The 24,342-nt window shown below is 40.3% G+C and carries 21 protein-coding genes and 3 pseudogenes; 2 read left to right on the forward strand and 22 right to left on the reverse strand.

Translation table 11 applies throughout. From position 1 onward, the window contains the following. Positions 1-6 precede the first annotated feature (6 nt). Positions 7-201, reverse strand: coding sequence for a hypothetical protein (locus tag GPK81_RS05775; protein WP_055053915.1), 195 nt, complete (start codon positions 199-201; stop codon positions 7-9). Between the two features lie 159 nt (positions 202-360). Between GPK81_RS05775 and GPK81_RS05780 the strand changes: the two genes are divergently transcribed. Continuing rightward, positions 361-975, forward strand: a complete 615-nt coding sequence (locus GPK81_RS05780) for a helix-turn-helix domain-containing protein (RefSeq protein WP_070100139.1) — start codon at positions 361-363, stop codon at positions 973-975. Between the two features lie 200 nt (positions 976-1,175). Here the strand turns inward: GPK81_RS05780 and tuf are convergent, their stop codons facing one another. The 16 genes and pseudogenes from tuf to GPK81_RS05860 form a co-directional block, all read right to left on the reverse strand. Continuing rightward, positions 1,176-2,369 carry an elongation factor Tu gene (gene tuf, locus GPK81_RS05785; RefSeq protein ID WP_015526359.1) on the reverse strand — a complete coding sequence of 398 codons (1,194 nt, stop codon included), beginning with the start codon at positions 2,367-2,369 and terminating at the stop codon, positions 1,176-1,178. A 126-nt stretch (positions 2,370-2,495) separates the two neighbouring features. Next, the gene (gene fusA, locus GPK81_RS05790; RefSeq protein WP_256441825.1) at positions 2,496-4,619 is read right to left on the reverse strand and encodes an elongation factor G; all 2,124 of its coding nucleotides are present in this window, start codon (positions 4,617-4,619) and stop codon (positions 2,496-2,498) included. Positions 4,620-4,637: 18 nt separating this feature from the next. Further along, positions 4,638-5,108 (reverse strand): 30S ribosomal protein S7, encoded by a 471-nt coding sequence (gene rpsG / locus GPK81_RS05795; protein ID WP_207660371.1) that lies wholly within the window; start codon positions 5,106-5,108, stop codon positions 4,638-4,640. 229 nt (positions 5,109-5,337) lie between these two features. Next, the gene (gene rpsL / locus GPK81_RS05800; RefSeq protein ID WP_118062180.1) at positions 5,338-5,757 is read right to left on the reverse strand and encodes a 30S ribosomal protein S12; all 420 of its coding nucleotides are present in this window, start codon (positions 5,755-5,757) and stop codon (positions 5,338-5,340) included. Positions 5,758-5,985: 228 nt separating this feature from the next. Beyond that, a complete protein-coding gene (locus tag GPK81_RS05805; RefSeq protein ID WP_021976039.1) occupies positions 5,986-6,225 on the reverse strand; it encodes a hypothetical protein in 240 nt (79 codons plus the stop codon). Between the two features lie 43 nt (positions 6,226-6,268). After that, positions 6,269-8,779: a YfhO family protein gene (locus tag GPK81_RS05810; RefSeq protein ID WP_215706688.1), complete on the reverse strand. Its 2,511-nt coding sequence runs from the start codon at positions 8,777-8,779 to the stop codon at positions 6,269-6,271. A gap of 527 nt (positions 8,780-9,306) precedes the next feature. After that, positions 9,307-9,711: an ACT domain-containing protein gene (locus GPK81_RS05815; RefSeq protein ID WP_021976037.1), complete on the reverse strand. Its 405-nt coding sequence runs from the start codon at positions 9,709-9,711 to the stop codon at positions 9,307-9,309. 183 nt (positions 9,712-9,894) lie between these two features. After that, a pseudogene (locus GPK81_RS05820) lies at positions 9,895-10,050 on the reverse strand (sporulation transcriptional regulator SpoIIID); the annotation flags it as partial. Next, positions 10,037-11,572, reverse strand: a complete 1,536-nt coding sequence (locus GPK81_RS05825; RefSeq protein WP_161233946.1) for a recombinase family protein — start codon at positions 11,570-11,572, stop codon at positions 10,037-10,039. The gene GPK81_RS05825 and the pseudogene GPK81_RS05820, both read right to left, overlap by 14 nt. Positions 11,573-11,691: 119 nt before the next feature. Next, positions 11,692-13,416, reverse strand: a complete 1,725-nt coding sequence (locus GPK81_RS05830; RefSeq protein WP_015541718.1) for a hypothetical protein — start codon at positions 13,414-13,416, stop codon at positions 11,692-11,694. Between the two features lie 31 nt (positions 13,417-13,447). After that, the gene (locus GPK81_RS05835) at positions 13,448-15,121 is read right to left on the reverse strand and encodes an RNA-binding domain-containing protein (protein ID WP_215706689.1); all 1,674 of its coding nucleotides are present in this window, start codon (positions 15,119-15,121) and stop codon (positions 13,448-13,450) included. A 128-nt stretch (positions 15,122-15,249) separates the two neighbouring features. After that, a complete protein-coding gene (locus GPK81_RS05840) occupies positions 15,250-15,426 on the reverse strand; it encodes a hypothetical protein (protein WP_171030313.1) in 177 nt (58 codons plus the stop codon). 307 nt (positions 15,427-15,733) lie between these two features. Continuing rightward, a complete protein-coding gene (locus GPK81_RS05845; protein ID WP_215706690.1) occupies positions 15,734-17,083 on the reverse strand; it encodes a virulence-associated E family protein in 1,350 nt (449 codons plus the stop codon). Beyond that, positions 16,992-17,696: a CHC2 zinc finger domain-containing protein gene (locus GPK81_RS05850; protein WP_008707134.1), complete on the reverse strand. Its 705-nt coding sequence runs from the start codon at positions 17,694-17,696 to the stop codon at positions 16,992-16,994. The genes GPK81_RS05845 and GPK81_RS05850 overlap by 92 nt, the downstream gene beginning before the upstream one ends. Positions 17,697-17,717: 21 nt before the next feature. Then, complete coding sequence (locus tag GPK81_RS05855; protein WP_195979370.1) at positions 17,718-18,956, reverse strand: hypothetical protein; 1,239 nt, start codon at positions 18,954-18,956, stop codon at positions 17,718-17,720. Between the two features lie 180 nt (positions 18,957-19,136). Next, on the reverse strand, positions 19,137-19,361 hold the full coding sequence (locus tag GPK81_RS05860) for a helix-turn-helix domain-containing protein (RefSeq protein ID WP_008707138.1): 225 nt from the start codon (positions 19,359-19,361) through the stop codon (positions 19,137-19,139). 316 nt (positions 19,362-19,677) lie between these two features. Between GPK81_RS05860 and GPK81_RS05865 the strand changes: the two genes are divergently transcribed. Then, entirely contained in the window at positions 19,678-20,721 is a 1,044-nt protein-coding gene (locus GPK81_RS05865) for a DUF6076 domain-containing protein (RefSeq protein WP_195979371.1), read from the forward strand. A gap of 30 nt (positions 20,722-20,751) precedes the next feature. On the opposite strand, the gene GPK81_RS05870 is transcribed toward GPK81_RS05865, so the two are convergent. From GPK81_RS05870 to GPK81_RS05890, 5 genes and pseudogenes are all read right to left on the reverse strand, one after another. Beyond that, positions 20,752-21,183: a winged helix-turn-helix domain-containing protein gene (locus GPK81_RS05870; protein WP_022388636.1), complete on the reverse strand. Its 432-nt coding sequence runs from the start codon at positions 21,181-21,183 to the stop codon at positions 20,752-20,754. Positions 21,184-21,213: 30 nt separating this feature from the next. After that, entirely contained in the window at positions 21,214-23,244 is a 2,031-nt protein-coding gene (locus tag GPK81_RS05875) for a M56 family metallopeptidase (protein ID WP_330611203.1), read from the reverse strand. A 4-nt stretch (positions 23,245-23,248) separates the two neighbouring features. After that, positions 23,249-23,617, reverse strand: a complete 369-nt coding sequence (locus GPK81_RS05880) for a BlaI/MecI/CopY family transcriptional regulator (RefSeq protein ID WP_008707144.1) — start codon at positions 23,615-23,617, stop codon at positions 23,249-23,251. A 130-nt stretch (positions 23,618-23,747) separates the two neighbouring features. Then, positions 23,748-24,125, reverse strand: a pseudogene (locus GPK81_RS05885) (TnpV protein). A 55-nt stretch (positions 24,126-24,180) separates the two neighbouring features. Continuing rightward, positions 24,181-24,306 (reverse strand): annotated as a pseudogene (locus GPK81_RS05890) (sporulation transcriptional regulator SpoIIID); the annotation flags it as partial. Positions 24,307-24,342 lie beyond the last annotated feature (36 nt).

The raw sequence follows: 24,342 nt of genomic DNA on the forward strand, positions 1-24,342 counted from the left end.
CCCCCTTTACATTGCAATCTGGGAATATCCATAAAATTTCTTTTCCCAGAATGCTCTCGGTATCTTGCCCGCAACGGTCACATATCCCTGATCTGCAAGCTCTTTGTTCAGTTTGCGAAGTAGCTTGTAAGCATATCCAAGTGAAATCCCCATGCTCTCTGCAACTTCTTCCGCTGTAATCATATAGTTTTGTCTCTGCATATCATTTCCTCCTTGTCTATAATTATCATTTTCACTGATACTATATCATTTAAAGTAATCATTGTCAATGGTTTTTATCTGTGTGAATGATATTTTTCTATATTGTTGATTTTTATCATTTGTGATATACTAATCATAGCTTTTAAGGAGGTGGATAATATGCAGGAATCATCTATTTCAGAAAAAATAAAAGAGCTACGAACTGATCTGAAGATGAATCAAAAAAACTTTTCCGCAGCTATTGGTATACGTCAGTCAACTTTATCCAGTTATGAAAATGGTGTGGTTACTCCCTCCAATGATGTGTTATTGACTATTGCTCAGAAATTTCATGTCTCACTGGACTGGTTATTTGGATTATCTGAAAATAAAGTACAGATTTCTACTCTCAGCGATATTCTTTGGGTTTTACTGCAGATGAATGAATCCAATGAACTCCGGTATGAACTGGATATAAATAATAAACTTCCCGGTGATATAGAAACAGAAACACAGAAATGGTATGCCGGACTTCGCTTTTATGGAAATGATCCGGAACATTCTTTAAACGCAGATATGTGTAATTTTCTTGCTGATCTGCAGGAGAACAGAGAAAGCCTGGAATCTTATTTCACAGGCAAAGATATGTTTGATATGTGGAAAAAGCAGACGTTGGAATACTACACTTCCAAACCTGTCACCCATAAAGAAATTGAAGAACTGGATTTTGAGACACGAATCCGTAAACGAGATGAACTTTTAACACAGAAATTTTCCAATAACGAACAGAAATAGTATCATAACAGTATCACAGGCAGATATGCGAAGGTTTTCATTTTCTTCCCATACCTGCCTGTTTTTAATTTATTCGCTATTCTTTACAGCCTTTTTTTAATCTTCTGTTCAACAGAAAAACCCCGGAAACCTTACGGTTCCGGGGTATCTTACATTTGGACACATGTACCTTGCGGTACTCAATATATATTAGTCAGTGATTACTCGATGATTGTAGCAACACGTCCTGATCCAACAGTACGTCCACCCTCACGGATAGCGAATGTAAGACCCTGGCTCATAGCGATCGGATGAATCAGCTCGATTGTCATCTCGATGTTATCTCCAGGCATGCACATCTCTGTTCCCTCTGGAAGGTTGCAAACACCTGTTACGTCTGTTGTTCTGAAATAGAACTGCGGACGATAGTTGTTGAAGAATGGTGTATGACGGCCACCCTCGTCTTTAGTCAGAACGTAAACCTGAGCTGTGAATTTTGTATGGCATGTAAGTGTTCCTGGTTTAGCAAGAACCTGTCCACGCTCGATCTCGTTTCTCTGAACACCACGAAGAAGTGCTCCGATGTTATCACCAGCCTGAGCCTCATCAAGAAGTTTACGGAACATCTCGATACCAGTTACAACAACTTTACGAGTCTCCTCTTTGATACCAACGATCTCAACTTCCTCAGATACGTGAAGAACACCAGCCTCAACTCTACCAGTTGCAACTGTACCACGTCCTGTGATGGAGAATACGTCCTCTACAGGCATTACGAACGGTTTATCTGTGTCACGCTGTGGGTCCGGAATGTACTCATCAACAGCATCCATAAGCTCCATGATCTTGTCTCCCCATGGGCCAGCCGGATCCTCAAGAGCTTTAAGAGCAGAACCCTGGATAACCGGAATGTCATCTCCTGGGAAGTCATACTCGGAAAGAAGATCACGGATCTCCATCTCAACGAGCTCAAGAAGCTCCTCATCGTCTACCATATCACATTTGTTCATGAATACAACGATGTAAGGAACACCTACCTGACGGGAAAGAAGGATATGCTCTTTAGTCTGAGCCATAACACCGTCTGTAGCAGCAACAACAAGGATAGCACCATCCATCTGAGCTGCACCTGTGATCATGTTCTTAACGTAGTCAGCATGTCCTGGGCAGTCAACGTGTGCGTAATGTCTACGCTCTGTCTGATACTCAACGTGAGCTGTAGAAATTGTGATACCACGCTCTCTTTCCTCTGGAGCTTTATCGATATCCTCAAAGTTCTCTACTACGTTTCCTGGAACTCTCTCTGCAAGAACTTTAGTGATAGCTGCTGTTAATGTTGTTTTACCATGGTCAACGTGTCCGATGGTACCAATGTTACAATGCGGTTTTGTTCTCTCAAACTTAGCCTTTGCCATTTTAAAATGTCCTCCTTAAAACTTGGCTCTATCAAAATTAGAGCATTTTTTCAGATTTAAACTTGCTAACCTTGATTATATTGCAAACCAAGGTTATTTGCAAGCATTTTATTATTTTATATCAGATCAGTCCTTTTTGGAAAGGATCTTCTCCTGTACAGACTTCGGAACCTGCTCATATTTCTCGAAGAACATAGAGTAGTTACCACGTCCCTGTGTTCTGGAACGAAGGTCTGTAGCATATCCGAACATCTCGGAAAGCGGAACATATCCACGGATCATCTTACCGCCGCCGATATCTTCCATACCCTCGATACGTCCACGACGGGAGTTGATATCACCGATAACGTCACCCATGTAATCCTCTGGTGTAGTAACTTCGACCTTCATGATTGGCTCAAGAAGAACCGGAGCTGCTTTCTGCATAGCATCCTTGAATGCAAGAGAACCTGCAATGTGGAATGCCATCTCAGAAGAATCGACTTCATGGTAAGAACCATCGTATACATTTGCATGTACACCAACTACCGGGAATCCTCCGAGGATACCAGCTTTCATAGCTTCCTCGATACCTTCGCCAACTGCCGGGATGTATTCCTTCGGAATAGCACCACCAACAACTGTGGACTCGAACTTGTACAGCTCTTCTCCGTTGGCATCCATAGGCTCGAATTTAACTTTACAGTGACCATACTGTCCACGACCACCAGACTGTTTAGCATACTTGCTGTCTACATCAACAGATTTGGTGATTGTCTCTTTGTAAGCAACCTGAGGTGCACCAACGTTAGCCTCAACCTTGAACTCACGAAGAAGACGGTCAACGATGATATCCAGGTGAAGCTCACCCATACCAGCGATAATGGTCTGTCCTGTTTCCTGATCTGTATGAGCACGGAATGTCGGGTCCTCCTCAGCAAGCTTAGCAAGTGCCTCACCAAGTTTGCCCTGTCCAGCTTTTGTCTTAGGCTCGATAGCGAGCTCGATAACTGGCTCCGGGAACTCCATGGACTCAAGGATTACCGGATGCTGCTCGTCACAGATTGTATCACCTGTTGTAGTGAATTTGAATCCGATCGCTGCAGCGATATCACCGGAGTAAACCTTATCCAGCTCCATACGTTTGTTGGCGTGCATCTGAAGGATACGTCCAACACGCTCTTTTTTATCTTTTGTGGCATTCAGTACATAAGAACCGGAGTTCATTGTTCCTGAATAAACACGGAAATAAGCAAGTTTTCCTACAAATGGGTCAGTCATGATCTTGAATGCAAGAGCGGAGAATGGCTCATCATCAGATGAATGTCTCTCAACTTCGTTGCCGTCAAGGTCAACACCCTTGATAGCCGGGATATCTGTAGGAGCCGGCATGTACTCAAGGATTGCATCCAGAAGTTTCTGAACACCTTTGTTTCTGTAAGCGGAACCGCAGCAAACCGGTACTGCTGTACACTCACAGGTAGCTTTTCTGAGGACAGCTTTCATTCTGTCTACAGAAGGCTCTTCTCCCTCAAGGTACTCCATCATGAGGTCATCATCCAGCTCGCAGATCTTCTCGATCAGCTCTGTATGATAAAGCTCAGCATCTTCCTTCATATCCTCAGGAATATCTGTGATGGAAATGTCATCACCCTTCTCATCATTGTAGATGTAAGCTTTCATCTCGAAAAGATCGATGATTCCTTTGAACTCATCCTCTTTTCCGATTGGAAGCTGCAGGCAGATAGCGTTTTTACCAAGACGAGTCTTGATCTGCTCTACTGCACCGTAGAAGTTTGCACCAAGGATATCCATCTTGTTGATGAATGCCATACGAGGTACATTGTAGGTATCAGCCTGACGCCATACGTTCTCAGACTGTGGCTCAACACCACCCTTAGCACAGAAAACGCCGACAGCACCATCAAGTACACGAAGGGAACGCTCAACCTCAACAGTGAAGTCTACGTGTCCTGGTGTATCAATGATGTTGATACGATGCTCAAGAGCACCTGGCTTTGGCTTGCAGTTCTCCTCAAGAGTCCAGTGACATGTTGTAGCTGCGGATGTGATTGTGATACCACGCTCCTGCTCCTGCTCCATCCAGTCCATTGTCGCTGTACCTTCATGAGTATCACCGATCTTGTAGTTAACACCTGTATAATAAAGAATACGCTCTGTAAGAGTTGTTTTACCAGCATCGATATGCGCCATGATACCGATATTTCTGGTTCTCTCTAATGGATATTCTCTTCCTTCTTTTCCAGCCAATGAATTTTCCTCCTCGAATTAGAAGCGATAGTGAGCAAATGCTTTATTTGCCTCAGCCATCTTGTGCATGTCTTCTTTTCTCTTAACGGATGCACCTGTGTTGTTCATTGCGTCCAGAAGCTCATTAGCCAGTCTTTCTTCCATTGTCTTCTCGCCTCTCTTACGTGAGAACATTGTAAGCCAACGAAGAGCAAGTGCCTGACGTCTGTCTGCTCTTACCTCGATCGGAACCTGATAAGTAGCACCACCGATACGTCTTGCTTTTACCTCGAGAACTGGCATGATGTTGTTCATAGCCTCTTCAAATACTTCAATTGCTGGTTTACCAGCTTTTTCCTCTACTCTGGCAAATGCGCCGTATACAATTTTCTGAGCAACACCTTTCTTACCGTCTAACATGATGTTATTGATAAGTTTGGTAACCACTTTGTTATTGTACATCGGGTCAGCCAGAACGTCTCTTTTCTGAGTATGTCCTTTACGTGGCACGTTACTTCCCTCCTTAATCATATTGATTATATCATCGGTACTCACGCAGTAAAACTATTGCATGTTCGCACTGGTAAGGTCCTATATTTAACCCGCAACCGACAGGGTATATGGAATACCGTACAAATCCTTATAGTCTTCCGCTGTAATACATTAGATGAATAATATCTTTGTAATCCTCCTGATTATCTGCAATCAGGAAGCGGCGTAGATTTCTGATCTACTTAAATTATTTTTTAGCTTTAGGTCTCTTAGCTCCGTATTTGGAACGAGCCTGTTTTCTGTTAGCGACACCTGCGGTATCAAGAGTACCTCTGATGATGTGGTATCTTGTACCAGGTAAGTCCTTAACTCTTCCTCCACGGATAAGAACAACGCTATGCTCCTGAAGGTTGTGACCCTCTCCTGGAATATAACTTGTTACCTCGATACCGTTGGAAAGACGAACTCTGGCGATCTTTCTAAGAGCTGAGTTAGGCTTTTTAGGAGTAGCTGTTTTAACAGCAGTACAAACACCACGTTTCTGTGGAGCAGCCTGATCAACTGCTTTCTTTCTTAAAGAGTTGTATGTTTTCTGCAGAGCCGGTGCTGTAGATTTCTTAACAGCTGTCTGACGGCCCTTTCTTACTAACTGGTTGAATGTTGGCATTCCATTTCACCTCCCGATTTATTTCTCCATGGGCTTTCCCATGGGGCCTTGCGGTTGCTATTTACAAATTACGGCATGCGAAAATATAACGTTTCATTCGCACGCTTGCTCATTATAGACCGTAAATACAGAGCTTGTCAAGGTGTTTTATAAAGAATTTTTGCTGATTTTACAGGGGTTTAACGCAGTTTTCTTCATAGATGTCACAACCCTGCGAAAATGGAAGTTTTACTTCCACGGTCTGGCCTTTTCTGTCCAGCCATGTTCCTTCCAGTAAGCCACATCCACTTCATTCCAGCCGCTCTTTACAAGCTTACGCATAACCTCGAAGTAAGCTTTTGTTTTCAGCCCTGGTTTCACATGGCCATAATTCCTGCGGATCTTTTCTGCCAGCTTATCTGCCAGCATTTTTCCTATATGATAGGTAGAACCTTTGTGATTCTGTCCGTTTATCATGGCAATTTTCATATTTTACACTCCCCATTTCTCCTTTTATATCGTTGTCTGTTATTTACCTGTTTCTGAATTTTCGGGCAAAGCAGATCGCTCCCAGTATTCCCACCATTAATATAGAAAGAACTGCTCCTGTTTTCAATCCCGGAGTTTGATATTTCATGGTAATTATATGCGTTCCCTGTGAAAGTTTCACGCCGGTAAGTCCCTGAATACTTTTTACATCGGCTTTTTCTCCGTCCACATAAACCTTCATATCCGGGTCATAGAATACGCTGAGCATAAGAATTCCGTCTTTTTTTACAGATATACTGCCTTTTCCATCCTTCAGATCCATTTGCTGAGAAGAAAGTTCTTCATAAATGGAATCCAGTTCAGATTCCTGGTATGTTCCCAGAACAGCCTCGTGCATACCGGTACCCGTAGTTACCTGCACAATGGTATCCACATTATAAGTTCCCAGATCCAGAAAATTATTATTCCAATAATCAGACTTCTGCTCCTGTCCATTAATCGTCACTGTATCCGGTTCTGTTCCCGGAATATAAAGATATCCATGTTCTCCTTTTTTCAGATGGATATTAAAAGTTGTGTTTCCAATCAGGGCAGTATCAGAATTGACTGTCTGCATTTTGTACAGTCTTTTTCCTACAATACCACTGAGCAGACGGTTCTGAACTTCAAGCGGGTCTGTTCCTTCCATTGCATAATCCAGCACAGAATCGCTGACCATATATCCGGATCGCAGAGCCCGTGGATTTTCATACAGGTCAAATGACTGGCTTTCTGCAATCTTTTTATAAGCAGTATGAAGGGTTCTTGTATTCCTGCAAAACAGATATCGTATCCCCAGAAGCATATCCATCACTTCCGTAGATCCTGCATACTGAAAACGATTTTCCAGATTTTCAAACCCCATGTTCTTCACAAAATTCCACATTTCCTCTGTATTGGTGGAAGAATACATGGACATCCCGTTCAGCTGATACAGTATTTCTTCATTTCTCACAAGGGGATTTACGATCGCAGTGCGGTAATCCACCTGATCCACGCCGGCAGACTCCAGTAATCCACCAATCTCCTGCTCACTTTCCACATAAATATCGCGATTTGCAGTTCCGTTATCTGTAATGCTGACAATTCCGTGAATTCCTGTCTCAGCCAAGATCAAAACAGCCAGTACCCCTCCACAGATTTTTCGGATTTCCACACAGCCAAACGGATGTCTTGAAAGTTTTCCACAAAAATAATTTCCCGTCCACACTGTAAGAAACATTCCCGCAAGAATCCCTTCTGTAAGCAGAACCTCTCCTGCTTTTCCACTTTTAATCCCCACAACCATGCAGAATATTTCCACCGCAGCAAATCCCGCGAACAGCCGCTTTTCACTCACCTTCTCTGTTTTCCCCCACGCATCGCAGGACATCCGCAGAAGCAGAAAGATCAGGATAAAAGCAAAACGGTTGGGGATTCCCACCGGTTTATGCATTCCATGAAGCAGAAGATTTAACGCTGTGATATGAAAACCCGCAAAGTAAAAAATGACCAACGCTCCCGTCATGATCTTTTCCACGGTACGGATTTCTTTGTTCAGAAAATACATTCCTGCAAAAAGCAGCACTGCACAGCCACAGTAAAGATTCACATCTCCCTGTTCGCTGGATTTCACAAAAGACAGGGAATCCTCCATCAGCGCTCCCAGCTGCTTCCAGATATCTCCGTAAACACCGGCAAGCCCTGTTCCAGCTTCCTCTGCTGCTGCAGTCCTGGATACAGCCACAATGCCAGGAATCAGAGTAATTCCCGCAAGACATGCACTGGCAATGGAAGACCCGGCAAATTTCAGCAGAGAATGCAATATTTTCTCCGGCCGCTGGTCAGATTTTATGATAGCCAGATTTGCCAGATAATAGAGAGCCGAAAAGGTACATAACATAAATCCCATATAATAACTGGTTAAAATACAGCACCCAAGCACCAGGCAATACCCGTACCATTTTCCGGTATATACCAGCTGCTCGATAAAGTATGCCAATACCGGAAGAAGCATGATACAGTCCAGCCACATTACGTTACTGTAGTATCCCATAAGAAAATTTGACAACGCATACATGCATCCAAGAGAAACCGCCATACTCCCTCTGCCTGGATATTTTTTCCCGGAATACCAGGCCATGGACACGCTGCAAAGCCCAACCTTGATCAGGATCACAGCTGTTACTGCATCATTTACATACATGAATTTCATAAACAGCAGCACAAGAAGGCTGAACGGACTGCTGAGATAATAACAGAACAGGCCGTAAAAATCATAACCCATGGAATGTGTGGAATACGTCCACCCTGCGCCTTTTTCCAGCTGGCTTAAAAGTTCCTTATAAAAGGCTGTATACTGATGAACACCATCAACAACAAGCGCCGAATTTTCCCCAAAAGGATAAACTCCTTTCATTGCAAAACCTGCCGCAAATATCATCACAGGAAACAGAAAGGCCAGGATATAGACCCAACTGCTGTTCTTTCGCCTGATGTTTTTTCCCACACTTTGTTTTTTTATCAATCTCATCATTTTTTCCTCTTCTGTCTGATTCTTTTCCGTCGGATTTTGAGTTCTGCCAGAAATAAACAGTTTCGGCTTTTTCGCTGAAGCAGATATTCGTATTTCGATTTGCCATATTTTTATGATTCTGTCATTTCTCACAGACCTGATTATAACACGCTTCATAATGTATCATGTTTTTGTGAAATTACTGCGAATTTTTTCAGGATCAAAGAAAAAAGCTGCCACATCATTGGAGACACAGAAAACTCCGCTGATGTAACAGCTTTCTTCGAAAGAATCTGTGTACGCTGATCCACAGATCCCTTCATGGGTGTAATTATTAACTTTATGTGATGAGTTTTTTTAGTTCCGGGCCTGTATGATATAGGATATTCACATATCCTGAGGTGGCTGTTTACAGGTTAAGAACTATTATGGCTATATGATAGCATGACCATATACATTTGTAAAATTAATATTTAATGTTTATAATATAGAACTTTTTAATATTGATCCGATGGGCACAACATTGCTGTCCGGATAAAATTCTGCTTTTATAAAACTGTGTATCCTCTGGACTTCAGGCAGGCTCTTACTTCCATGGTGTCCTCGGTATGGAATACCATGATCGGTTTTCCGGAATCACGATTAAAAGAGAGATACAGATAATCCACGCTCACGTTGCTGTCCTTCAGTGTAAGAAGCAGATCATTCAGATTTCCGGTTTTATCCTCAACTTCCACACCGATCACATCGATCACGTGACAGAGATATCCGGCAGCGATCAGTGCCTCCTTCGCCTTATCCGGATCAGAAACTACCATTCGCACGATTCCGTACTCTGCACTGTCATTGGTAACTGATCCCAGAATGTTGATGTCCTCATTCTTCAGGATCCCGGTAATGTTCTGCATAACACCTTTTTTATTTTCTGCATAGATAGATAACTGTTTCAGCATAATAAAATCCTCTCTTTCCTCTGAAATGTGTTTTGCTGTTTTATCATATGATAAATCTTCGCACATCTCACCTTGTATGTCAACCGAAGTAATTCAGGGAAGAGCCCGGACATTTTCATTTCATTTTACTTCACGTTCATAAACACAGGTACTTTATGACCAACATTCCCCCGGTCAAAAACTTCACCGCATATGTGCATGCAGATATTTTTCCCGTGTAGCAAGCCCACCCCGGATATGTCGTTCCCGCTTGTTCACATCAAGAACTTTCCTCACCTCAACGGCCAGTGCCGGGTTGATCACTTTCAGCCGTTCCACGCAATCCTTATGTTTGGTTGTCACTAATTAGAACGGTTTCATCTAAGCCTAAATCACCGAAGATTCGTAAGTAAATATCTACGTTACCATCCTTGTCTACTTCAATTTTCTGGATAATCCGTTTAAGCTGTGCATTGGTCATCTGGTGAACATCGGAAATATCTTCAATCTCTTTAAACGTGCGATTCAAGATTGTTTCCAGTTGTTCACCTTTTGTCAGGTGATAAGCAACCATTTTCAACTCATTCTCCAGACGCTCGATTTCCTGTTTTGTGCCGCCGATTTTTTCATTCAGTTCCTCACGTGTAATGAGGTCATCGGTGTACATATCCATGTATTTCTGACGCATTTTTTGAAGCTTGTGAAGCTGTGCGTTCAATTCCTTTTCGTAATTCAGGTTCTCATCCTTGGCTTTGTAAACCCTCTGGAATTCGCCTGTTACGTGACGAATTACATTTTTCTTTGCTTTCAGCAGCTCGGAAAAGTATTCGGACAGAACTTCAATCAACTCTTCCTCGTCCACTGTCTGAGCATTCGGGCAGCTATCCGCCCCACGTCCATTATGACCGGAACATACCCAGCGAATATAAGTATTCTTATAAGTACGAACAGTTCGTCGAAATGACCAGCCACATTCCTTACATTTAATCAGAGTAGAAAACAAATACTTATTGCTCTGCCGTTCCTTTGTTAATTTAAAAGTCTTGCTTCTGCACTCCAAAATCTCCTGTGCCTTTTCATACATTTCCGGCTCAATAATCCGCAGTTCCGGACGTTCTGTTACCATCCACTCCGTCTCGTCTTTTTCCGTTCTCTGTCCAGTCAGGAAGTCAGCTACTTCCTGCTTGCCGTTGATAATTTTTCCGGTATAAAGTTCATTCGTTAAAATCCGGCACGTCGCATTCTGGCTCCACTGACAATTACGCTTTGTTCGGATACCTTTCGCATTCAGCATGTTTGCAATCTTGGCGGCACCATATCCTTCTTCGATATACCATTTATAAATCTGCCTGATAACAGCTGCTTCTTCCTCGTTGATTGCCAAATTAAAGTAATCTCCAATGGTTTTATCATATCCGTACACAATATTCGGAACTCGTCCTTTTTCAGCATTCATTTTCTTGCCGAATTTCACACGCTTTGAAGTATTGGCACTTTCTTCCTGCGCCAATGCACCGAAGATTGTCAGAACAAATTCACTGTTTCCCATGCTGGTCATGTTGGCCGTCAAAAACTGTGTCTCGATTCCTAATGCTTTCAGTTTGCGGACATTCTGCAGAAGGTCTACAGTATTTCTGGCAAAGCGAGAGATGTCCTTTACTACTACCATATCAAATAGTCCATGTTCAGCATCAGCCATCATGCGTAAAAATTCTTTTCGATTTTTTATTTTCGTGCCTGAAATACCCTCATCTGCATATAATCTAACTAAGTTGTCACCAGTACGCTGGGTGTACTCAGAGAAAAATTGCTTTTGAGCTTCCAGACTGTTGAGCTGATCAGCTTTATCAGTGGAGACACGACAATAAGCAGCTATATTCATATCTAATACCTTTCTGTTATATTTAAGTCGTTCTGTTACAACTTTATTGTACCATCTAAAATATAATTGTAAATAGCAAAATAAGGAATACCCTTTCTTCAGAATATTCCTTATATGCATTACTCTTCGATAAAAAAATTTTCTAACAATAGCATAATGGATTGTTCATCAACATTACCTGGTTCTTTTAAATTTTTTTTCTTTTTATTCAATAACAAATATGTATCTGTAAAAACATCTTGTATCGTCCCAAGGCATTTATCTTTTGCTAATTTAACCATCAACTCAAGAATTACACGATCCACATAGATATGCAAATGTTCTCCTAACATTTGTATTCGTTTATGGCTTTCCCCTGCATGAACAATAGCATTTCTAAGCCTATATAAGCGATAAAGATGCCATTCAATTCTTTGACAATACTTTTCGGAAAGATGCCATAATTTTTCGCGATTTTCTCTTTGCTCATATAAGTTATATATTTTATAACGTATATTGGGATAATACTTAAGCTCATTCGCAAAATAATCTTCTCGATATTTCTCATATTTTTCAAGAAATATAAAGCCTGCGATTTTACAAATCTCTTTATCGAATTCTGTTATATCTTTAAGCAACAAACTTACTTTTCGATTACCTAAATTATTTTTCAAATCGTCAAGTATATTAGAAAATATGCATTCGAAATAGTCATTTTGTAGAATGGAAACTATATTATCAGTAACGCTTTCAATTTTGGATTTTGAACTATCTGTAACACTTGCAACCTCCAACGCTGACCACAAATTAAGAAATGCATCATTTAAGTCTTGTTGATTTAATGCCGCATTATGCAAATCAACAATCTTATTAAGCTGAGAATAAGTTTCCTTTCCTTTTTCTTGGCATCCCAAAACAATTGTATCTATTTCAGTTTTAAAATTTTCTCGTGGCTCAGGCTTGATACTTTTATACCCAAACGCTTTTACGGGAAGAATTATTCCCTCTTGGGTATCTTGTCGAATTACCAATCCGTTTTTACCTATTACACTGATATTATCATTCAAAAAAACTTCTAAATATCTCAAAAAAATTTCTAATGCAGAATACGCTCGTTTCATTGCTGAATAATTATCATATGCCTTTGTTTCCATAACCCCTATAAAGGACTTTTGCTTTCTTTTAATCTGTTTAAAGCAACCATCATCTTCAAACGAAATATGCAATCTTTCATTTAACAACTTTTGATATGGCTTTAATTTTTCATAAAAAACAAAGTACACTTTGTATTTACCAATTTCAAAATCAAACCTATTCAAAAAAATCTGTGCTTTTTTTTCTGGATCATTTATACTTTCCTCAAATATATTTCTCAGGAATCTATATATATATTCCGATGAATATCCATGCCATAGCAAAAAAGCAAGCCAAGCACGAAGTCCTTTTTCAATTTCTGTTTTACGGTTTGATTCCGACAAATTTTCTTTCAAGTATTTACAACATATTTCATAGTACTTTTTCTTTGGTATCTTATTGAATATATAATGTACCGCTGTTCTTTGATCTTTATCTAAAAATTTTGCCATCTCTTCAATAACTTCATATTTATACAACTCTCGAACAATAACGTCTGTCATTAAACTCGACTTAATCTCTTTTGCAATTATATCTAATTGATATTGCTTAATACTCCCTTTCACCACATCTTTTTCAGTATCAACATATTCTTCTAATAATGTTTGTGTATTATGAACAGGCGCTTTAACAATATCATCTGAATAATGAAACAACATTTCTTGTAGTCTTTGAACAAAAAATAAATATCCATCCTTAGTAGATGTCCAATCTTGTGTAATATATTTCATTTTTCATCCCCCTCGCATTTTTGTAAATCAATCATTTTTTTATCAAGTACCACTTTGCATACCTATTAGTTCCTGTTGTAACAACAATTCCATCCTTTTTCATTGCCTGTAACAAATTAGAAACCTTCTTCGATTTCTGTTCATCGCTAAGTACTTCTGGCAATGCTTTTTCCAGTACTTCCATTAAATCTCTTTTGCTGGCTTCTCCCATTGACTGAAGTGCTTTTATAATTAACTGCTTGCAAATATCATCATCTAACCCTTTATTTCGAACATAAGCAGCTTTCTGTCCGACAATATCTGCCACCTTGAAAGATACAAAAACATTAGGATAACGTCCTTCCACAAGACCTTTTTTCTTCAAATCCTTAAAGCTTTCTTTAGAAACTACTTCCTGTTTCTGAACTTTATCCAACAAAAATACAGTTCTCATATCTAAATCTTCATTGGAATATAAAAGCTGAGTATAATTCTTATCCAATATCTTTCCGTACACAGTCACTGTAACTCTATTAATTGTGTTCAAATCATATGTCGGCAATGGGAAGCATTTATCACGCTGTATCTGATACATCATTGGTATTCCCATTGAATTTGTATCAATCATATACAGATTTACCATTGCGTTACACAAAAACACATTTCGATAATACGGTGGTTTATATCCCGGTTCCAGTGCTTGTTCAATAGTTTCTGGTATAAAAGCCCCCTCATTGATAAATACCAGTCTGTCCTCAAATTCCTCTACGTTGATTTTTCCACGCAAGCGATAGTCCTGATGAGCAATACAGTTATTAATAATCTCTTTGATCAGCTCTGGTTCATATTGATCTACTTCATCCGGAAACAAAGTCTGCTGTCCGGCAATATAACGATACTTTACATTTCTGATCCTGGAATATACCTTATCCACTGCCATTAACATCGGTATATCAAAATGTTCATAAGCTTTTACCGAATTATCTGCATTATAAAGTGTCCAGGTAATTCTAGGAATAAAGCCATCAAAGAAATATTTAGCCTCACTTTTTCCTAATAACAATAATGCCGTTCTGGTGATTTTTCCTTTTATTGTAATACCAGCTTTATTTAAAACCTCAATATCAGACAGTTTCTTTAAAACTTCCTGTGCTTTTTTTCGATCACTCTGACGTTTTGAGAAAAGTTCTCTTGCTCTTTTAATCGCTTCTTCATCCAAGTCTTCTATCGTTGCATCTTCTACAATTTCTTTTGACCAATCCATTCCTATTTGACTTCTAAGTAGATCTACTTTATTCATCGGAAGCGGTGATATAGATTCATGCTCTCTGGCATACGCTGCCCCTTGCCATGTTGTCGGAATCCCCCTAATAGCTGGAGGAATTTGAAATGCTATCACTCGACATTTTTCCATTGTCAGTTCGTATATCTCCAGAAATGTCAATCGTTCATTGGTTCCATTTACGATTTCCTTTTTCAAACTTTGCAGACTTCCCTGTTTCCGAAATTCCGTTCCTACATATCGTTTATCATCCGAAATTCCGAAAATCAGCCACGCCTCCTGTAATCCCCGAAGATTTGCTTCATTGCTAAGTGCAGAAAAATATTTACCAATGTCATTAAACGAATAATTTGTGCGTGCTTCTTTAAATTCTACAACTTCATTTTCAAAGGATTCTATCATGCGAACAATCTTTTCTTTTAATTGGCTATCCGTATATATCATATTCTTCCGCCTTTCAAAATTTTCTATGACTAAATTCTATGACTAATCTATGACTTTCTAGAACTAATTTTAACTGATTTTTAGACAGAACACAAGCAATAGCAAAAAAATAAAAGGCATCCCACGCGCTACGCAGGACACCCTCCATCATGTTTTGGTTCATTGGGAAGCTCATCCGCTGCTTCTTGTATTGCCTGTTCCACCTTACTTGCATTTGCTTCAATCAATATCTTTAACAGATAGTCGGCGGTCACTTCCGCTGTGTTTGGATTATGGAATCGATAATTAAGTTTTCTCTTTTTCATAGCGGAATTTCCACCTCCTCCCGTATGTCTTTGTCCATAACTATGAAAATGTTTTTTGAAATAGTCCTGCCAAATGCTATTCCTGTTCAACTTAAATAGATGCCGGTCAAAGGGGCATCCCTGTTGTAAACCACCGCTGTAAACAAACTCCAAAAAATCTAATTCTTTTTGTTTTTTCAGTTTTCTTTCCTCAATACCAAATTACTCTTATATATCTGTTTATTGTTTACAAATTCTACAAGTCAAAGCAATAACCATAGATAAAAGCGTAAACAACACGCCAACTACCGTAAACCTGACTGGCGTTTTACCGGAAGGGTAACTCCATCTGCCGGGCTTCCTCCTCAGTAACCGGGTACCAGTCATTTTCATTTTTTAAGTCTTTTGTGTCTCGTTTACAGTTTTCGTTTACACATACCCATGAACGCTGTGTACCGTAATCCTTGAACCTTGTCATCGTACCCTGTTTCCAACCCACAATGCTTGTATTCATGATTTCACAGATGCGGTCTGTCTCCGCCTTCTTCGGCTTTATATAAGGATTGTCCAGTGCCTCCTTAAACAGCATCAATGAACAGACTTTCCTATCCTCATGTTCATCCAGCCATGCCTGTATCATTCCGGCTTCCGTATCATCCGCCATGAACTCCTGCCGCAATTTATCAAGCTGTGCTTCTGTTTCCTTTGAAAACGCCAATTTAAAATTCCCATTACGGTACAACATCATTGCTTCCGCCCACACCTGATCAATATACTGCCTGGATTCCTTCTCATTTTCGAGGATATGAACCTCCATCTCTGCCCGGTTCGTCTGAACTGGAACGAATCTTCGATTTCCGGTACGGTCAAAAGGCAGGAATCGCTTTATATTGGATGTTCCTCCAAATACACATTGCCTCGGACGATCAAGAGCATATACTGCATAAGAATCCCGATAAGTCTCTTTCTGCCTGCTCAGAAAGCTCTTTGTTTCCTCAATACTCTTAGAGCGTGCCGTTGCGACCATTTCAGACATTTCAATCATCCAATGACCACGAAGCTGACAATAAACTTTTTCCGAATCCAGTTTGCCGATGTCATCGGTGAACCAATCATCCTTTACTGCCATGAATCGAAAAAATGTAGATTTTCCTACGCCCTGACCACCGACCAGACAGAGCATATATTCAAACTTAATTCCAGGGCGGAACGCACGGGCAATAGCTCCCAGCAAAAACATTTTCATACTTTCATACGTCAACTCATCCACAGGTGCGCCCAAGAAATGATGCAGCACATAGCGGATACGCTCCTGTCCATCCCATTGCAAACTATTCAGATAATTCCGGACAGGATGATATTTGTTCCGATCTGCCTGATGGACAATACTTTTCTGCACAATCTTATCCATCGTCAAACCGTAAGTCTCTTCCAAATAAAGCATAATATAGTTCAAATCCATATCTGTGAATGCCGGGCTTATCCGTTCCCACCACACGGGTTTTACAATGTCTGTCTGCTCAGTCAAAATATTGTGCCGGAATACACCTTTTAACAGAGGATCATGTTCTAAAATTAGCTTACAGTTATGCCGATTGTTTTTCACAGCACCCTTCTGTGTCATTTCCAGTTGTTCTCTGATTTCCTCTACTGTCAACTCCGTTTCCATTATATCCATTACTTCGCACAATTCCTGTCGTGTCTGTGGTGATAAAGTCTGAAATTCTCTGTTCAATCGCTGTCACCTCCTTCCCATGAGCCACCACTACGGCAACTCGTTCTTCTAATGTGCCTGATAATAATGTATCCAACAGGTACTCTGTTTCTGATATTTTTTCCAATGCCTCCATAAACAGCGGATGCCAGACATCTTCCACCTGTTTCGGAGCACACTCTTCTTTCCACTGTTTCAACAAATGCAGGTAATCTGCCAGTGCACGGAAATATCTATTTTCTGCCTGCAGATACCTCTGTTCCTGTGTTAGCTGTCGTTTGATTTGTTTTCTCTGTGGCGGGCTGTGCCCCATGTTCTCATAATGTATAGAAAAATCTCTTGCCAATTTCTCTGCCGCCTCTTTTGGTTTTAAATTGTACAAGTGTGCCGTAAAATCAATCACATCCCCATCTGCCTGACATCCGAAACAATGAAAACGCCTGTCCACTTTCATGCTTGGATTCTTGTCACGGTGAAATGGACAGACCGCCATTCCATTCTTGTTTACCCGTATTCCATAGCTTTCTGCAGCCTGCCGGGTAGTCACAGACTGTTTAACTGCTTCAAATATATTCATCCTTTTCCTCTTTTCTTTACATCACAACTCCATATCGTTCCTTCCCAATTTAGTTCTTCCTTCGTGTTCCCATCGCTCTCGGTTCTCCTGTTCCGCAGTAATTTTTGCTTTTGCCAGCCTATCCAGAATGGAACTTCTGGCTTTTTTCTTAATCTGTTCGGTATTCACCTTTTTGACTTCCGGTTTTATCAGCGTGGTCTGGATTGTTTTAACTGCTGTCTGCATAGCTTTTGTAATTTTGGTAATTACTCCGTCCAATCGACTTACAGCATAAGTTCTTTCTTTTTGGGAAGCCTTGCGCTCAGGGGAAAGCACCCACGCCTTTGACTGTTCTACCAGACGAATGTCTTCTTTATGGGTTTCCACTCTGACCTCATCCGTCACAACCTCCACAGCTTTGTCGTAAGCAATATCTGAAACTTCATCGATCAAAGCTTCTACTTCTTCAATTTTCAAAGTAAGTGTATCCAGTATTTCTGTCTGGTTTTTCATCTGTTTCTTTTGCTTAAACAGGATATAATCCTGCTTTTCAAGATAATCTCGCCCTCCATAAGACGGTTCTTCTTCCAGATGCAACCCGTATTTTCGAGTTATATCAAAAAGCATTGTCCGGCAAATAGCATCAAAAGTCTGCTTTCGATTATTATTGCGGCCTTTAGGTTTATCCGGTTTTGGAAGTGCAATCCCTAATTCTTCCAGTGCTTTTTCCTGCTGGGGACAGATTTCCCCGTACTTATTCTCACAATCAAAAACATGACGTTCATGAATGTGCGGCGTTCCTTCGTCCAAATGCAGTGCCCAGTCCAGAATATGGACATGAGAACCGAACCGATTTGTGAACTGCTTTGTAAAGTCCTGTACGACCGCAAGTAATATTTCATAGGAAACAGATTCTTCTACTGTTCCTATTTGAAAAATAGTTTCCTCTGGACAGGTTTTATTGTTCTTTAGTAAATCTTCCACAGATCGGTTACGCTCTGTATGACGGGTTCTTGCATTTCTTTCATTCTGCGCTTCTATATATTTTCCATAATGTTCCTGATAAAAAGTACATTCAATTTTCTCAAAACTGATATCCTGAGAATCTTCTTCCCTGTTCTGCATTGTGGTATAGCCACGGTAACAGTCCCAGTAAATATTTTCTCTGACTCTTCCAGCATCAATATGTTCACTGTTTTCCAAGTCGAAACGGCGATCATTATGCCTGGGATTATAAGTGCCATTTTTCCCGGAGCGTCCATTGTGTCTTGTTGCTTTCAATAATTTTCTTGCCCTCCTTTTTCACGTTTTTCCAAATTAAATAAGGCAGCGAAGCTGCAAACCTGCGTGAATTTGCGTCAGGTAATACCCAGTACGAGTAGACGCACGCATCAACTCACTGGGCAATGGCTGCCGCCCTTAACCTGCACAAAAGACTTCGCTCTCCGCTCTGCTCCAGATTTAGTTACTATTCTCCGGCACCCTTCCATTCCCCTTTGCCATCCATTCGAAAAAAGCAATTTTACTAACCTTAATTAATCTGCCGCTTCGAAATGCCGGAAAACCGGGTGTATGAACCAGTTCATAAGCCGTTACTCTGGAAATCCCCATAATCCGCTGAATATCAGCCACATCCAGTACAAGAGGCAGTTCATCATAATTGTTTAATCTCTTATTTTCACTCATGTTGTTCCTCCATTTTTGATCTCATTTTTTTAGCTTCTCATTGCCGTTTTATCTTTCCTGTTTCCTGAGTCATACTGCTGTTAAGGCATACAACACGTCATCCATTCGGATGCGCTCACTTCTTTTATCGAAGGTCATGGCGGTTTATCTCAGGTTAGACGGTCATAAAGTTGTCAAAGTACACTGCATAGTACGAAATTACCATGCAATCGTATCTTATCAATCTCATCTTGACTTTTCAATACTTTCGCGATACCATAAATGTAACTAATATTATATTTTTTAAAATTACCATACAAAACAGGAGCAAATAGAAATGACTTATCAATTTATAAGGCAAGAACCTTGCTACGACCACATCCTCTTCGTTCTGGCATTGGATAGAGACAAAATGAAGGAGCGAATTTTAATCGGAACGGAACAGCAAATCCGTTTTCGACTGGACGGAAATAAAGATAACGATGTCATATATGATATAACACGTCCTCTAGGACGTTTTCTGATAGATTTTGAATATGATAAAGAAAAGAACTGGAATATATATGGACTTGCTCCCCTACGTGATGCATTGCACACTAACCGTTGGAAACAGCCTGCACTGGAACAGACTGCTGGTGATTTTCTGGCAAAAAAATATCTCACCGGTGATCCGGTGAGAATGTATGCTACATTCCGTATTTGGAATGAATATCTTGTTACAAGGGAATATCGTGACCGTAATACTGCCTGTGATCGTTTTATAGAAAAAATCCAAATTTTGACTCAGGCATTCCAAACAGAAAATGTCATGAATTTTAATTCTGATACCGGAAAACCAGAACGCTTTCATACTGGCAGTCTTTATTTCCGCAACACTCCTGCTGAAATCACTCGACTTGAACTTTGGTTTCCGGATAATAGGCGCAGAACAGAATGCGTAGCTGCCTACAGCTCTTTTTATCCGCTTATCACTTATTACTTGAATCGGCTGAATGACTGGGGCCTTTGTTTCCGTCAGTGCAAAGTCTGTGGAAAATATTTTCTGGCAAAAAACCAGCGTTATGAACTATGCAGTGATAAGTGCCGTAAAGCACAGGCACTTCAAAATAAAAGGGAATTTGATGAACGAGCCAGAGAAAATAACTATGATTTGCTTTATAAAAATGAATGCCAGAATTGGCGTAATAAAATCAATAAATCCAAAAAAACTGCTGATTTTCCGATTGAACGTCTGGAAGAAATGAAAACTGCGTTTGACCTTTTTAAGAAAGAAGCTCTGCGGCGTAAGAAAGCTGTAAAGGCAGGAACAACCAAGCCAACGGAATTCACGGACTGGCTGTATCAGCAGAGCAATATTATCTTGAAACTCAGCGAAATCTGAATCCATCCCTGTAAAGGAAAGGCAGCGAATTTACTCGCTGCCTGCCCTCTCATTAAACTTGTATCCTACACCCCAGACGGTTTGAATATATACCGGGTTGCCCGGATCATCTTCTATCTTCTCACGAATATGGCTGATATGACTCATGACAATATTGTAATCGCCAGAATAGGCTTCTTTCCAGACTACATCATAAATCTGCTCCTTACTAAATACCCTTCCTGGATTTTGTGCTAATAACTGCAGGATTTCAAACTCGGTGTAAGTTAATTCTATTTTTCTATTATCACGAACAACTTCCCTCCGTTTCAAATCAATCGCTATACCCTTATGCCTTATTTTCGATTGAAGTTGTATTTCCTGAAAAAGGAATTTTTCTCTGCCGGAATCTAACACGGAAATAACAGAATTTACCAACTCTTCCTCATCTCCCTCGAATGATACCAGCAATATTTTTCCCACTTAATCATCCTCGTTTCATTTAGCACTAACTTAATGCTTCGCCTCTGAATTATATTCCGCAAATGTTTCCGTTTCCGGATTAAATTCAGTAAATAATTCCTGCATTCTATTTTTGCTTACTTTTTGAAAGCTGCTAATCTTTCCACTTTTGTCTCTCGTTACTTCAATGTACATAGTGCCGTTGCTGTTAGAAAAGATTCCCCTTCCCTCATCATATAAATCTGCTATAATCTTACCATTATAAACCCAGTTTCCTTGAGCATCACAGGATACTCCATAATCAGCATACTCCTGTGGAACAGCAATATTAAGACCTTTTCCCTCTTCACTGCTATATTCGCCCATGTCATCAGCCGCTATGTTCTCACTTCCTCCTTCTTCAAAAACAGATCCTTTCATTTCATCTGCAGTTACAGCTTCTCCGCCGGAACTTTCAACCAATGCCGCCGGTTCTGACCAAAAATCATCTGATAACGGTTCTGCCTTTACGTCTGTGATGGTGCCATAGTTTTCCCTTTGCACTTCAACTCGAAGCGTACCTCCACGTTTGGAACTTATTGTATAAGTACCCGGCTTAAACTCATCCCGGAAATATCCAATGGTCTTTCCATCATACATCAGAAATCCTGTTTCTTTCTGGTAAGTTATTCCCGCTTTTGCATATTCAGAAAGCTGTTCTTCGCTGAATACATTTTCATTACTGTCTTTATTTTCGGTGACCGTTTCTGCTTCCTGCTTCGCATATTCTATATTTTCCGGAGAATATGCCATTGTAATTCCCACTGCATCATCAGATGATTTCGACAACTTCATCCCATCTTTTATTTTTTGAAGATTATCCTCATAAAGTGCAATCGTCTCATCTACCTTTTCCTGTGTCCATACAAACCATCCGTCGCCGCCTGTATAAGCTTTTTCACCAATCATAGACTGCAGAACTTCTTTTTCCTCGTCCAGCCATTTCGCATACTCTTCTGCTGTCCACCATTCCACATCCGAACTTGAAAGTGATTCATCTTCCCGGATATTCACTTCGTTTAAAGCAACTGTTGTTTCACCGTTTTCTTGCGCTGTCTCTGTCTTTTTCTCCAAGGATGATGCGGAAGTTGCAAATCCACCTGTCACGCAAATTACCAATACTGCACTTATAATTACTGCAAACTTAGATGTCTTCTTTATCTTCATAATTGCTCTTATCCTCTCTTCAATCGCATTTTTACTGAAACTGTTACATAATGGTGTCAGTCCGCTCTTTTTTTCTTCCATAGATATTAAAGCAGTTGCATATACCGACTTTATATCCATTCCAAATCTACGGACTACGGTTTCGTCACAGGATAATTCCAAATCTCTGTTAAAAAGAATATACATTACCCACACAAGAGGATTAAACCAATGAATGCATACTGCAGCAATCATTATCAGCTTTGTAAGCATATCAAGCCGTCTGATATGCACATATTCATGTTCCAACACATAACGAAGCTGATAAATATTTTTCCATTCTGTATTTTTCGGCATTAAAATAACTGGGCGAATCACACCATAAGAAAGTGGTGCAGCTATGGTTTCTGTCTGCCGGATGGATAGACTCCTTTTTAGTGGATGTTTTTCCTTCCATGCTTCCAAAATATCATTTTCAACAGGCAGCGAAAATCGAAATTCCCGATAACATTTTATATAGGAAACCGCAAAAAATCCAAAACAAAGTAACAGACCTGCCAGCCATATTACACTCAAAATCGAAATGGATTCTGTTCTCTGCACCATAGCCTCTGATAATCCATTTGCTATCTCAGGCATATTACCATGAATGGGTAAAAATGTTGTCGTTTGCGCCGTTCTCACTGGGTTTATATCAGAATAAATACTCTGCAACAGAGAATAAATACTTGTGACTGATTTTATGGAAAATGGAACTAATAACCGTATTAATGCAATCCACCATAAAATCAAAAATGTTTTCTTCGGTAATCTGTTGATAAGCACAGCCCTTAATACCACAATAAGTAAAATAATAACCGTTCCCAGAAAACTCATTTGCAGCAGGCTCATATACATCACCTCATTCCAATTCACTGACGATCTGCTTCAGGTTCTTAATCTGCTCCATAGAAAGTTTTTTTCTGCCAAGAAGTGCCGCAAACAACTTGTCAACAGATCCATCATATATCTTATCAATAAGTTCATCTGTTTCCAGATCCTGTACCTGTTCTTTTGCTATAAGCGCATGGCACATAAATCCCGGTTCCGTTCGTTCAATCGCGCCTTTATTGATACACCGCTTAATCAATGTATACGTTGTGTTTTTATTCCAGCCGACTTCTCTGTTTAAAGTATCTGCAACATATTTCGCTGGCACGTCACCATCCTTCCACAGAACATCCATTACCTTTAATTCCGAATCAAAAAGTTTGATATTTTCCTCTGTCACTTGTTTCGCCTCCTATAAGACTACAGTAGTCTGTTCTTGTTTTCAGACTACCACAGTCTTATAGCATTGTCAATCATTTTCTGTCGCTAGGAAAAGAAAAACAGCCAGCCTTTCGGCTGACTGCTCCATACTAAATATAAACCATTTCGTTCAGTACAATTTCTTCTGCTCTGTTTCTAATATTATTACACCGTTGTACCCAAAGCATAGCATCTTTCCGCTTCAATTCCTCCGTCACTCCCTCAGCCGCTTTCATCTGATCAACAATACACGTAAACCGTTCCTCCGCTTGTTCGTCCAAATCCTCCAGATAGCTCCAAAGTTTTCCGGTCAGCAGTAAACTGGAATATCTACCGTAGCACTGCTTTTTCAGATACTCCCTGTGCATTCGTCCCCACTTACCGATAGATCACTTTTCCTCCGGCAGCTTCAAGTCTGGGATATAATAATCCCCGACAAGTACATAATCAATGCCATTCTCCGTAATTCTTGTTTTCAAATCCTTCATGGTTCGTTCCTCCTCGGTTTTTCTTATTCTATTACCCAAACGAACCGTTCTATATTGTTACTTCCATATGTACCGTACTCTTACTGATCCCGAACTTCTTCGCCGCCTGCCTCACCGTCGCCTTTGTTTCCACAATATATCCTGCGATCTCAACTGCACGTTCCTCAATATAATCTTTCACTGCCAAGCCCCCGAAGACGCTTTTTTACAGTGTATG

Origin of the sequence: Blautia sp. MCC283, assembly GCF_018785565.1 — a bacterium.
GTDB lineage: Bacteria > Bacillota > Clostridia > Lachnospirales > Lachnospiraceae > Blautia_A.

Bases quoted from the DNA above. Each gene is read 5' to 3' on its own strand.
- GPK81_RS05835 (WP_215706689.1), bottom strand. From the start codon at position 15,121: ATGATATATACGGATAGCCAATTAAAAGAAAAGATTGTTCGCATGATA.
- GPK81_RS05805 (WP_021976039.1), bottom strand. From the start codon at position 6,225: ATGAAAATTGCCATGATAAACGGACAGAATCACAAAGGTTCTACCTAT.
- GPK81_RS05830 (WP_015541718.1), bottom strand. From the start codon at position 13,416: ATGAAATATATTACACAAGATTGGACATCTACTAAGGATGGATATTTA.
- GPK81_RS05875 (WP_330611203.1), bottom strand. From the start codon at position 23,244: ATGTATATGAGCCTGCTGCAAATGAGTTTTCTGGGAACGGTTATTATT.
- GPK81_RS05780 (WP_070100139.1), top strand. From the start codon at position 361: ATGCAGGAATCATCTATTTCAGAAAAAATAAAAGAGCTACGAACTGAT.
- GPK81_RS05850 (WP_008707134.1), bottom strand. From the start codon at position 17,696: ATGAATATATTTGAAGCAGTTAAACAGTCTGTGACTACCCGGCAGGCT.
- GPK81_RS05860 (WP_008707138.1), bottom strand. From the start codon at position 19,361: ATGAGTGAAAATAAGAGATTAAACAATTATGATGAACTGCCTCTTGTA.
- rpsL (WP_118062180.1), bottom strand. From the start codon at position 5,757: ATGCCAACATTCAACCAGTTAGTAAGAAAGGGCCGTCAGACAGCTGTT.
- GPK81_RS05825 (WP_161233946.1), bottom strand. From the start codon at position 11,572: ATGAATATAGCTGCTTATTGTCGTGTCTCCACTGATAAAGCTGATCAG.
- GPK81_RS05845 (WP_215706690.1), bottom strand. From the start codon at position 17,083: ATGGATATAATGGAAACGGAGTTGACAGTAGAGGAAATCAGAGAACAA.
- GPK81_RS05840 (WP_171030313.1), bottom strand. From the start codon at position 15,426: ATGAAAAAGAGAAAACTTAATTATCGATTCCATAATCCAAACACAGCG.
- tuf (WP_015526359.1), bottom strand. From the start codon at position 2,369: ATGGCAAAGGCTAAGTTTGAGAGAACAAAACCGCATTGTAACATTGGT.
- GPK81_RS05815 (WP_021976037.1), bottom strand. From the start codon at position 9,711: ATGCTGAAACAGTTATCTATCTATGCAGAAAATAAAAAAGGTGTTATG.
- GPK81_RS05775 (WP_055053915.1), bottom strand. From the start codon at position 201: ATGCAGAGACAAAACTATATGATTACAGCGGAAGAAGTTGCAGAGAGC.
- GPK81_RS05865 (WP_195979371.1), top strand. From the start codon at position 19,678: ATGACTTATCAATTTATAAGGCAAGAACCTTGCTACGACCACATCCTC.
- GPK81_RS05810 (WP_215706688.1), bottom strand. From the start codon at position 8,779: ATGATGAGATTGATAAAAAAACAAAGTGTGGGAAAAAACATCAGGCGA.